The organism is Streptomyces ossamyceticus (assembly GCF_001418475.1).
Classification (GTDB): Bacteria; Actinomycetota; Actinomycetes; order Streptomycetales; family Streptomycetaceae; genus Streptomyces; species Streptomyces ossamyceticus.
Window position 1 is genome coordinate 1 of the sequence record NZ_LIQX01000227.1, and the last position, 10,264, is coordinate 10,264.

Annotated in this window: 13 protein-coding genes; 6 read left to right on the forward strand and 7 right to left on the reverse strand. The window is 70.6% G+C overall.

The genetic code is table 11. The features are described from left to right. Window positions 1–273 precede the first annotated feature (273 nt). On the reverse strand, window positions 274–915 hold the full coding sequence (locus AOK15_RS17820) for a DNA-3-methyladenine glycosylase (protein WP_055517936.1): 642 nt from the start codon (window positions 913–915) through the stop codon (window positions 274–276). Window positions 916–1,118: 203 nt separating this feature from the next. Between AOK15_RS17820 and AOK15_RS17825 the strand changes: the two genes are divergently transcribed. The 3 genes from AOK15_RS17825 to AOK15_RS17835 all read left to right on the forward strand — a co-directional run bounded on the left by AOK15_RS17825 (window position 1,119) and on the right by AOK15_RS17835 (window position 3,141). Beyond that, window positions 1,119–1,901 carry a sporulation protein gene (locus AOK15_RS17825; RefSeq protein ID WP_055517937.1) on the forward strand — a complete coding sequence of 261 codons (783 nt, stop codon included), beginning with the start codon at window positions 1,119–1,121 and terminating at the stop codon, window positions 1,899–1,901. 40 nt (window positions 1,902–1,941) lie between these two features. Next, window positions 1,942–2,481: a YbhB/YbcL family Raf kinase inhibitor-like protein gene (locus AOK15_RS17830; protein WP_055517938.1), complete on the forward strand. Its 540-nt coding sequence runs from the start codon at window positions 1,942–1,944 to the stop codon at window positions 2,479–2,481. Between the two features lie 153 nt (window positions 2,482–2,634). Then, on the forward strand, window positions 2,635–3,141 hold the full coding sequence (locus AOK15_RS17835) for an HNH endonuclease (RefSeq protein WP_055517939.1): 507 nt from the start codon (window positions 2,635–2,637) through the stop codon (window positions 3,139–3,141). 73 nt (window positions 3,142–3,214) lie between these two features. On the opposite strand, the gene AOK15_RS17840 is transcribed toward AOK15_RS17835, so the two are convergent. The 3 genes from AOK15_RS17840 to AOK15_RS17850 form a co-directional block, all read right to left on the reverse strand. Next, window positions 3,215–4,162 (reverse strand): SPFH domain-containing protein, encoded by a 948-nt coding sequence (locus AOK15_RS17840; protein ID WP_055517941.1) that lies wholly within the window; start codon window positions 4,160–4,162, stop codon window positions 3,215–3,217. Between the two features lie 158 nt (window positions 4,163–4,320). Next, window positions 4,321–4,752 carry an NfeD family protein gene (locus AOK15_RS17845; RefSeq protein ID WP_055517951.1) on the reverse strand — a complete coding sequence of 144 codons (432 nt, stop codon included), beginning with the start codon at window positions 4,750–4,752 and terminating at the stop codon, window positions 4,321–4,323. A 145-nt stretch (window positions 4,753–4,897) separates the two neighbouring features. Further along, window positions 4,898–5,689 carry an ABC transporter ATP-binding protein gene (locus AOK15_RS17850; RefSeq protein WP_055517942.1) on the reverse strand — a complete coding sequence of 264 codons (792 nt, stop codon included), beginning with the start codon at window positions 5,687–5,689 and terminating at the stop codon, window positions 4,898–4,900. Window positions 5,690–5,840: 151 nt separating this feature from the next. Between AOK15_RS17850 and AOK15_RS46900 the strand changes: the two genes are divergently transcribed. Continuing rightward, window positions 5,841–6,623, forward strand: a complete 783-nt coding sequence (locus tag AOK15_RS46900) for a hypothetical protein (protein WP_055517944.1) — start codon at window positions 5,841–5,843, stop codon at window positions 6,621–6,623. Window positions 6,624–6,761: 138 nt separating this feature from the next. Here AOK15_RS46900 and chpE read toward each other — a convergent pair whose 3' ends face one another. The 3 genes from chpE to AOK15_RS17870 all read right to left on the reverse strand — a co-directional run bounded on the left by chpE (window position 6,762) and on the right by AOK15_RS17870 (window position 8,948). Then, window positions 6,762–7,010, reverse strand: a complete 249-nt coding sequence (gene chpE, locus AOK15_RS17860) for a chaplin ChpE (protein WP_055517945.1) — start codon at window positions 7,008–7,010, stop codon at window positions 6,762–6,764. Between the two features lie 158 nt (window positions 7,011–7,168). Further along, window positions 7,169–7,810, reverse strand: coding sequence for a response regulator (locus AOK15_RS17865; protein ID WP_055517946.1), 642 nt, complete (start codon window positions 7,808–7,810; stop codon window positions 7,169–7,171). Beyond that, the gene (locus tag AOK15_RS17870) at window positions 7,803–8,948 is read right to left on the reverse strand and encodes a GAF domain-containing sensor histidine kinase (RefSeq protein ID WP_055517947.1); all 1,146 of its coding nucleotides are present in this window, start codon (window positions 8,946–8,948) and stop codon (window positions 7,803–7,805) included. The genes AOK15_RS17865 and AOK15_RS17870 overlap by 8 nt, the downstream gene beginning before the upstream one ends. 243 nt (window positions 8,949–9,191) lie before the next feature. On the opposite strand from AOK15_RS17870, the gene AOK15_RS17875 reads away from it, so the two are divergent. Together AOK15_RS17875 and AOK15_RS17880 are read left to right on the forward strand one after the other, a co-directional pair. Next, a complete protein-coding gene (locus AOK15_RS17875; RefSeq protein WP_055517948.1) occupies window positions 9,192–9,884 on the forward strand; it encodes an SDR family NAD(P)-dependent oxidoreductase in 693 nt (230 codons plus the stop codon). Further along, the coding region (locus AOK15_RS17880) for an S-adenosylmethionine:tRNA ribosyltransferase-isomerase (RefSeq protein ID WP_167738828.1) at window positions 9,884–10,264 on the forward strand (381 nt) is incomplete at its 3' end. The genes AOK15_RS17875 and AOK15_RS17880, both read left to right, overlap by 1 nt.

Consider the following 10,264-nt stretch of genomic DNA (forward strand, 5'->3'; position numbering starts at 1 on the left):
AGATCGTTTTCCGATCCGATTCCCTGTCGGCGGGATTTGCCTTTCGGCTGTCTTTGGGCTTCTCGGTTTCCCTCGCGGCCTTTCGACATTCACTACGTTAGCCGATTCCCTCGGCAACTCATAATTGAGTTCTGCGGACTCGAATCAGGGCATGCCTAATTCGCCCCCGCGGAGGGGATGTCGTAGGTAGTGGGTGGCCGCTTCCGGCTGCTGGCTGACTGCCGTACCCGGTTCAAGCGGCTCGGGCTACGTTACGGACCGCCCGGAGGCGAGTCAAGTTCGGCGACGGCGGGGGACATGGGCCCGATAGGGGCTCACCGTGGGGTCGTCGGCGATCCAGAAGCGCCAGGGGTGGACGCCTCCGTCGCCCGCGACGCCGGTACGGGGGCCGTTGCATACCTGGTCGGAGTGGACAGGTGTGCCGGTCAGGACCGTGAGAGGGGGATCCTCGGGGGAACAGGCGTCCGTGCCGTCGAGGGCGCGGTCGACATCCAGGGCTGTGGCCAGGCGGGCCGGCCCTTTGGCCAGTTCCTTGTCATTTCGGGCCGAGATTCGACGTTTGCGAGCCAGCTCCGCGCCCTCGATGACCTCGCCGGCGCGCAGCAGGACCGCGCTCGCCCGGCCCTCCGGACCGCACACCAGGTTCATGCAGTGCCACATGCCGTACGTGAAGTACACGTACACATGACCGGGTGGACCGAACATCACGCCGTTGCGGGCGGTGCGTCCGCGAAACGCGTGCGAACCGGGGTCGTTCTGACCGTCGTAGGCCTCGACCTCGGTGATGCGGAGGGCGATCGGACCGTCCGGGGTGGTGCGCACGAGGATGCGTCCCAGGAGGTCGGGGGCGACGTCCAGGACGGGGCGGTCGAAGAACTCTCGGGCCAGGGGCGTACGGTCGGGGGTCGCGATCATGGCGTACGAGCGTAGTCCAGACGGGTGCGGGCCGATGGGTGGCGAGGAAGCGTCCTCCTTGGAAGTGTGGGGACACGGAACCGGTCACCGCCGGTTCGCGTTTGTAGGGATCAAGGATCCACGCCACACAGAGCGATCCACCCACAGAGAACTACAGAGCCACACAGATACACAGGCGTTGCTGCCTGACGGGAGGAACAGACATGGGGTTCAAGCGACTGCTCGCGAGCCTGGGGGCCGGTGGCGCTTCGGTCGAGACGGTGCTGACCGAGGTCAACGTGGTGCCGGGCGGTGTCGTCCAGGGTGAGGTGCGGATCCAGGGCGGTTCCGTGGACCAGCAGATCGAGGCGCTGTCGGTCGGGCTGCAGGCCCGGGTCGAGGTCGAGGGCCAGGACGCCGAGTACAAGCAGGACATCGAGTTCCTGAAGCAGCGCCTCGGGGGTGCCTTCGAGCTGAAGGCGCAGGCGGTGCACGTGGTGCCGTTCGGGCTGGAGATCCCGTGGGAGACGCCGGTCACGACCATCCAGGGCCAGACGCTGCCGGGGATGCACATCGGTGTGACGACGGAGCTGGAGATCGCGCGTGCGGTCGACTCCGGTGACCTCGACCCGATCAACGTGCACCCGCTGCCGGCGCAGCAGGCGATCCTGGACGCCTTCATCCAGCTGGGCTTCCGCTTCAAGAACGCGGACATGGAGCGCGGCCACATCCGGGGCACGCGGCAGAAGCTGCCCTTCTACCAGGAGATCGAGTTCTTCCCGCCGCAGCAGTACCACGGGCTGAACCAGGTCGAGCTGAGCTTCGTCGCCGACGAGCGCGAGATGGACGTCGTGCTGGAGATGGACAAGAAGCCGGGACTGTTCAGTGAGGGCAGCGACTCGTTCCGTTCGTTCCGGGTGGGGCTGCAGGACTACGGGAACACGGACTGGGCCGCCTACCTGAACCAGTGGCTGTCGGAAGTCGGCAGCAAGCGCAGCTGGTTCTAGGCTCTGAACCAACCCACAGGATCCACCAGGAGGTACCGAGGTGACCGAGCCGAAGAGGCCGCCGCTCCCCCACGATTTCCATCCGGTCGTGCCGTCCTTCACGGTCACGAGCGAGGACGTCGAGCCGGGGGCGACGCTCAAGGACGCTCAGGTCTACGCGGGCGGGAACACCTCTCCGCAGCTGCGCTGGGAGGGCTTCCCGCCGGAGACCAAGAGCTTCGCCGTGACCTGCTACGACCCGGACGCCCCCACGGGCAGCGGGTTCTGGCACTGGGTCGTGTTCGACATCCCGGTGTCCGTGACCGAGTTGGCGACCGGCGCGGGGTCGGGGAAGTTCGAAGGGCTGCCCGAGGGCGCGGTGCACGCGCGCAACGACTACGGGACGCGTGACTTCGGTGGGGCCGCCCCGCCGCCCGGTGACCCGGCACACCGTTATGTGTTCACGGTGTACGCCGTGGACCAGGAGAAGCTCGGTCCGGATTCCGACGCTTCGCCCGCCGTGGTGGGATTCAACCTCCGTTTCCACACGCTGGCGCGCGCCCAGCTCATCGGGGAGTACGCCGCTGTAGCGGAAAAGTAACGAAGCCGGACGTTCATTGAGCGTTTGCCCGCCTCTGGTCTTGGAAGTGATCAGAGGCGGGCATTTTTTATTGCGTTGTCCATCTCGGCGTGCCCGGCCACAGTTGATCCAAGCCTGCCGGGGGGTGGGCTGGTGCACAGGAGGTGGGCTGGGATGCGGGACACGCTGGTACTGAACGCGAGCTTCGAGCCGCTGTCGACGGTGACGCTCAACCGAGCCGTCGTTCTGGTGCTGCAGGACAAGGCCGTCGTCGAGCAGACCCACCCCGAACTGCGCATGCGCGGAGCCGCGGTCGACATACCGGCGCCCCGGGTGATCAGGCTCTGCAGGTACGTGAGGGTGCCGTTCCGAAGACAAGCGCCGTGGTCGCGGCGGGGTGTGCTGGTACGGGACAGGCACAGGTGCGCGTACTGCGGCAGTCGGGCGACGACCGTGGACCATGTGGTGCCGCGGTCCAAGGGTGGCTCCGACAGCTGGCTGAACACGGTCGCGTCGTGCGCGGAGGACAACCACCGCAAGGCGAACCGGACTCCCGACGAGGCGGGGATGCCTCTGCTGCGGCAGCCGTTCGAGCCGACTCCGGCGGACGCGATGCTGCTGTCCCTGGGACATGACGACTTCGACGCGCTGCCGGACTGGCTGTCGAAGGGTGCCGCGTAACCGGCGCCACCGACTGCTGTCTTACGACGGACGGGCCCGCTCTTCCTGATGGAAGGCGGGCCCGTCGTCGTGGTCAGTCGATGGCCGGCTTCTCGCGGCGGTCGGCGTTGCCGTCGGCCGGCCTGGGAACGGTGGGGCCGCCGCCCAGGTTGCCGAAGTTGCCCATGGCGCCGGAGAGGCCCTTCAGGGCGTCGCCGATCTCGCTGGGGACGATCCAGAGCTTGTTGGCGTCGCCCTCGGCGATCTTCGGGAGCATCTGGAGGTACTGGTAGGAGAGGAGCTTCTGGTCCGGGTCACCGGCGTGGATGGCCTCGAAGACCGTACGGACGGCCTGGGCCTCGCCCTCGGCGCGCAGGGCGGCGGCCTTGGCCTCACCCTCGGCGCGCAGGATCTGGGACTGCTTCTCACCCTCGGCGGTCAGGATCGCCGCCTGGCGCGTACCTTCGGCGGTGAGGATCGCGGCGCGCTTGTCACGGTCGGCGCGCATCTGCTTCTCCATCGAGTCCTGGATGGAGGTGGGCGGCTCGATCGCCTTCAGCTCGACGCGGTTGACGCGGATGCCCCACTTGCCGGTCGCCTCGTCGAGGACGCCGCGCAGGGCCGCGTTGATCTCCTCACGGGAGGTCAGGGTCCGCTCCAGGTCCATGCCACCGATGATGTTGCGGAGCGTGGTGACGGTGAGCTGCTCGATCGCCTGGATGTAGCTGGCGACCTCGTAGGTGGCGGCTCGGGCGTCGGTGACCTGGTAGTAGATGACCGTGTCGATGTTCACGACCAGGTTGTCCTGGGTGATCACCGGCTGGGGCGGGAACGGCACGACCTGTTCGCGGAGGTCGATGCGGTTGCGGATGGAGTCGATGAACGGGACCACGATGTTGAGGCCCGCGTTGAGCGTGCGCGTGTAGCGGCCGAAGCGCTCCACGATGGCGGCGCTCGCCTGTGGAATGACCTGGATGGTCTTGATCAGGGCGATGAAGACCAACACCACCAGAATGATCAGGACGATGATGATCGGTTCCATCGTTCGCTCCCCGTGCCCTTCTTCGCCGCGGCGCCTGTGGAAGATCTTATGCCTGTTTGCCTGTTGAGGATCTTGCTCGTCGAGTCTGGCAGAACAGTGCCTGCCAGGTGGGACGTTCGGTGCATTGCGTGATCGCGTCGTGACCGCGTCGTACGAGGTCACATGACGATCGCGGTGGCTCCTTCGATCTCCACGACGTCGACTTCCTGGCCCACCTCGAAGGTGAGCCCGGAGTCGAGGGAGCGGGCGGACCAGATCTCGCCGCCGAGCTTGATACGGCCGCCGGAGCCGTCGACCCGTTCCAGCACGACGGCGTGCTTGCCCTTCAGGGCGTCGATCCCCGTGGCGAGTTCGGGCCGCCCGGCTCTGTGGCGGGCGGCCACGGGCCGTACGACGGCGATGAGCGCCACGGACACGACGGCGAACACGACCACTTGGAGGACGACACCGCCGCCCAGTCCCGCGGTCACGGCGCCGGCGACGGCGCCCAGGGCGAGCATGCCCAGTTCCGGCATCGCGGTCACGACGAGGGCGATCCCGAGCCCGGCCGCGCCCATCAGCCACCACACCCACGCGTCGATGCTGTCCACATCGTCCATCGTAGGACCGGGATGGCTGCGCCGACAGAGCGCACGGTCAAAGATCGCTTACAGCGGATCCGCCAAGTCGGTTGCGTCCGGCCCTGGTTGTGGAGCGCGGATGCCCGACTGGCGGATCGGCGGGAGAAGTTGGAGGTCAGGTGAGGGGCAGGCCCTGGGCGGTCCAGCGCTCGCCGACCTGCTCGACGACGAGCGGGAGACCGAAGCAGAGGGAGAGGTTGCGGGAGGTCAGCTCCAGCTCCAGAGGGCCCGCGGCGAGGACCTCGCCCTGGCGGATCATCAGGACGTGGGTGAAGCCCGGGGGGATCTCCTCGACATGGTGCGTGACCATGATCATGGAGGGGGCGATGGGGTCGCGGGCGAGGCGACCGAGCCGGCGGACGAGGTCCTCGCGGCCGCCGAGGTCGAGGCCCGCGGCGGGCTCGTCGAGGAGGAGGAGCTCGGGGTCGGCCATCAGGGCGCGGGCGATCAGGGTGCGCTTGCGCTCGCCCTCGGAGAGGGTGCCGAACTTTCGGTCGACGTACTCGGTCATGCCGAGGCGGTCGAGGAAGGCACGGGCGCGGAGCTCGTCGATCTCCTCGTAGTCCTCGTTCCAGGTGGCCGTCATGCCGTACGCGGCGGTCAGCACGGTCTGCAGGACGGTCTGGCGCTTGGGGAGCTTCTCCGCCATGGCGATGCCGGCCATGCCGATGCGGGGGCGCAGTTCGAAGACGTCGACCCGGCCGAGGGTCTCGCCGAGGATCGTGGCGGTGCCCTTGCTGGGGTAGACGTAGCTGGACGCGACGTTCAGGAGGGTGGTCTTGCCCGCGCCGTTCGGGCCGAGGATGGCCCAGCGCTCGCCCTCCTTGACCGACCAGGAGACCTGGTCCACCAGAGCCCGGCCCTCGCGGACCACGGATACGTCCTCCAGCTCCAGAACATCGCTCATGAGCGCGCTGTCTCCCCTTGCAGTGTCGGCCTGTCTCGGCTGTCGCGTACGCCTGTGGTTGGAGCCACCGCCGGGTGGGCGCAGCCCTCAGGGAAATCTACGCCACCGGTCGGGCGGTCCATTCCATCGGTCGGTCCTTAGGGTGGGGGGCATGCTCTCGGAACCACGTTCAGGACGCCTTGCCGCATGGGGGAACGCCCTTCTTGCCGGACTTGTCTCACCGGATGACGCGGTGCTCGCGATCGTCGGGGAGGACGCGGTGCATCGGGTGGAGGGGCTGCCCGGCGAGTCGGGGCCCGTGGGGCTGACGCTCGGGCTCGGGCGGCTGCGGACGCTGGGGGTGACGGGGTTGCGGGTGGCCCTGCCCGCGCCGGGGCATCCGTTGGGGCTCAGTGGGCCGCCGGAGTTCAACAAGCGGGCGCTGGAGTCGGAGGAGGCGGTGGTGTGCCACGGGGGTGCGCTGGGGCTGGTGCCGGAGGTGTACGCGGCGGGGCCGTCGGGCGACGAGCACGTCGAGGTGGTCTGGCACTGTCTGGAGGTGCGGGAGGCGCCGCCCGCCGATGTGCCGTCCCTCGGGGAGGCCGAGCGGGAGCTGGCGGAGGCACTGCGGGACGCGACGGCCGTGCTGTCCCGGTTGGACGTGGCGGCGTCGGGGCCGGTGGCGGAGGCGGCGATCGACGCGTACCGGGCGCGGGCCGAGCGCGGGCGTGAGGTGCTCGCGCCCGGGTATCCGCCGCGGGCCGTGCGGGTGCTGGAGCTGGCGCAGCGGGTGGGGTTGCTGATCTCGCTGGCGTACGAGAACGGGCACGGGGGTGCGGTGAGCGCGTCCGAGATGGGCTCCCGGGTGGCCGCGTTGCGGCCGGTGGAGCGGACGGCCCGGCGGGCGCAGGTGGCGGCGTACAACGCGTTCGTGGAGGAGCGGGAGCGGGGGTAGTGCGCGCCCCGGGGCCCTGACACCTTGGCCCGGGTCGGCAGAGTCGCTGGGGGCCTCGGCCGGGGTCGCGGACATGGCTGACCGGCCTTCCGGAGGGATCCGGAAGGCCGGTGGTCACTGGTGCTCCGGGGCGGAACGTCAGTGGTTGACACCCAGGTTGCCGAAGGCCGGGTTCAGGATGCCCACCACGCTGACGCTGTTGCCGACCACGTTGACCGGGATGTCGATGGGGGCCTGGATGACGTTCCCCGAGATGACGCCCGGCGAGCCGACGGCCGTGCCGCCCGCGTGCGCCCCGCCGTCGGTGGCGGAGGCCATGCCCGCACCGGCGGCGACGAGGCCACCGGCCACCATCGTGACAGCGGCGGCCTTCTTCAGGTTCTTCACTTCTGAGCCCTTCCTCGCGATCACTGCGGCGGTCGCACGCAGCACGCACTGAAGAACGGCGGGGCCCCGCCGAGGATGCGCCATTCGGAGGACATACACCCGACGGTATGAATCTCAGATCGGAGGGGAACCTTCCGGGTTGCCGGACAATCGGCCCATCATCCGGTCACACCGTGGCGCACCGCCCACAGCGCGGCCTGGGTCCGGTCCGCCAGGTCGAGCTTCATGAGGATGTTGGAGACGTGGGTCTTGACCGTCTTCTCGGACAGGACCAGGGCGCGGGCGATCTCGCGGTTGGAGCGGCCGTCGGCGATCAGGCCGAGCACCTCCCGCTCCCGCTCGGTGAGCGAACCGCCCCTCCCCTGACCGGAGTTGGCCTCCTCCTGGGAGAGGAGCACCCCGGCGACCTCCGGCTGGAGCAGGATGTGTCCGGCGTGCACGGAGCGGATGGCGCCGGCGAGGGCGTCGGGGTCCACGTCCTTGTAGACGTACCCGGCGGCGCCGGCGCGCAGGGCCGGGACGACGGTGCGCTGCTCGGTGAAGCTGGTGACGATGAGCACGCGCGCGGGGTTGTCGAGTTCGCGGAGTCTGCGGAGCGCGTCGATGCCGTCCATGCCCGGCATCTTGACGTCCATGAGGACGACGTCGGGCCGGAGCTCCTCGGCGCGGGCGACGCCCTCGGCGCCGTCGGCGGCCTCCCCCACGACCTCTATGTCGTCCTGCACCTCGAGGAAGGTGCGCAGGCCCCGGCGGACCACCTGGTGGTCGTCGACGAGCAGCACCTTGATTGCGTCAGCCACCGGGGACCTCCATCTCGATCGTGGTGCCCTTGCCGGGCGCCGATTCCACGGTCAGCGTGCCGCCGACCCCGCTCGCCCGGTCGCGCATGGAGACGAGGCCGAGGTGGCGTCCCGCGCGGCGTATGGCCAGCGGGTCGAAGCCGGTGCCGTCGTCGGTGATCCGCAGCACCGCGCCGGGGCCCCGGCGCTCCAGGGCGACGTCGACGTGCTCGGCCTGCGAGTGGCGCAGGGCGTTGTGCAGGGCCTCCTGGGCGACGCGGAGCATGGCCTCCTCCTGCGCCGCCGGCAACGCGCGGGCGCCGCGCCCGGAGAAGGTGACGCGGGCGCTGTGGGCGCGGTCGAGGACGTGGACCTGGGTGCGCAGGGTGGCGGCCAGGCCGTCCTCGTCGAGTCCGGCGGGGCGCAGTTCGACGACGGCGGCGCGCAGCTCGTCCGCGGCCTCGGCGGCGAGGGCGGCCACCTGCTGGAGCTCGCCCTTGGCGCGTGAGGGGTCGCGGTCGACCAGGGCGGCCGCCGCCTGGGCGGTCAGCCGCAGGGAGAACAGCTTCTGGCTGACGGCGTCGTGCAGCTCGTGGGCGAGGCGGGAGCGCTCCTCGGCGATGGTCAGCTCGCGGCTGCGCTCGTAGAGGCGGGCGTTGGTCAGGGCGATCGCGGCGTGCTGGGCGAGGATCGACAGCAGTTCCTCGTCGTCCTCGGTGAAGCCGCAGCCGCCCTCCGGACGGGGGCAGCGCTTGTTGGCGAGGAAGAGGGCGCCGATGACCTCGTCGCCGTCGCGGATGGGCAGGCCGAGGAAGTCGATCAGGTCGGGGTGGGCGGTGGGCCAGCCCTCGAAGCGCGGGTCCTCGCGGACGTCGGCGAGGCGCTCCGGGGTGGCCTCGTGGAGCATCGCGGCGAGGATGCCGTGCTGGCGCGGGAGGGGGCCGATGGCCTTCCACTGCGCGTCGGTGACGCCGTCGACGACGAACTGGGCGAAGCCGCCGTGGTCGTCGGGGACGCCGAGGGCGGCGTACTCGGCGTCGAGCAGCTCTCGGGCGGAGGCGACGATCGTCTTCAGGACGTCCCGCACCTCCAGGTGTCGGCTCATGGCCAGCAGCGCGGAACTGACCGCCGCGAGGCCCGACCGGGGACCTTGACTCATGAGCTCACCGTACCGGCGGGGCCCGACAGCGCGGATCGGACCGCCGACGGCGGCGCCCCGGCCGTCGGACCTAGGTTCCTGGCCTACGACCGGACCTAGGTCCCGGGGCCCCGACCGGTGGCCTAGGGCGAAGGGCCTTGGCGTACTGGGGCCCGCGTACGAGGCGGTGGGGAGGGCCGGGTTCCTACGTTGGGATCACCGCCGACCGGAGCGGGAGGCGGCCAACGACGACGGGACGATGTCATGCCGGTGGCGATCATCACGGGGGCTTCCAAGGGCCTGGGACGGGCGCTGGGGGAAGCGCTGGCCGAGCGGGGATGGGACCTGGTGCTCGACGCGCGGAACGAGGAGGTCCTGCGGGGCACGGCGAAGGAGCTGGCGGCGCGCGGGACGCGGGTCGAGGCGCTGCCGGGGGATGTGACGGACGCGGCGCACCGGGCCGCGCTGGTCGCGGCGGCCCGTGCGCTGGGCGGGCTGGACCTGCTGGTCAACAACGCGAGCGCGCTGGGCGCCGAGCCGCTCGTCCGGCTGGAGGAGCTGGCCCTGCACGGGCTGCGGCGGGCCCTTGAGGTCAATGTGGTCGCGGCGCTGGGGCTGGTCCAGGAGGCGCTGCCGCTGTTGCGGGCGTCCGGCGCGGGCGCGGTGATCGACGTCAGCTCGGACGCGGCGGCGGAGGCGTACGAGACGTGGGGCGGGTACGGGGCGTCGAAGGCGGCGCTGGACCAGCTGTCGGCGGTGCTGGCGGTGGAGGAGCCGGGGCTGCGGGTGTGGGCGGTGGATCCCGGCGACATGGGCACCGATCTGTACGCGGCGGCGGTGCCGGACGACGACGATCCGCGGCCGCGTCCGGAGAGTGTGGTGCCGGCGTTCCTGCGGCTGATCGAGGAGCGGCCGGCCAGCGGCCGGTACGGGGCGCCGTCCCTGCTGGAGGCGTGATGACGACGGCGCTGAAGGTGCCCGGGGACCGGTCGGCGCGGGTGCCGGTCGAGCAGCGCGGGCCGGGGCTCGACCGGGACTCCGTACGACTGCTGGTGTCGCGCGGTACGGAGGTGTCCCACCACGCGTTCGCGGAACTGCCCCGGCTGCTGCGGGCCGGGGACCTGCTGGTGGTGAACACGTCGTCGACGCTGGCGGCGGCCGTCGACGGGGTGATCGGGCACGCGCGCGTGGTGGTGCATTTCTCCACGCGGGGCGATGACGGGCGGTGGGCCGTCGAGCTGCGTGACCCGGACGGCAGGGGCACCACACGCGTGCGTGCGGGTGGTCCCGCGGGGGCGGCGGTGCGGCTTGCCGGGGGTGCGGGGCTGGTTCTGGAG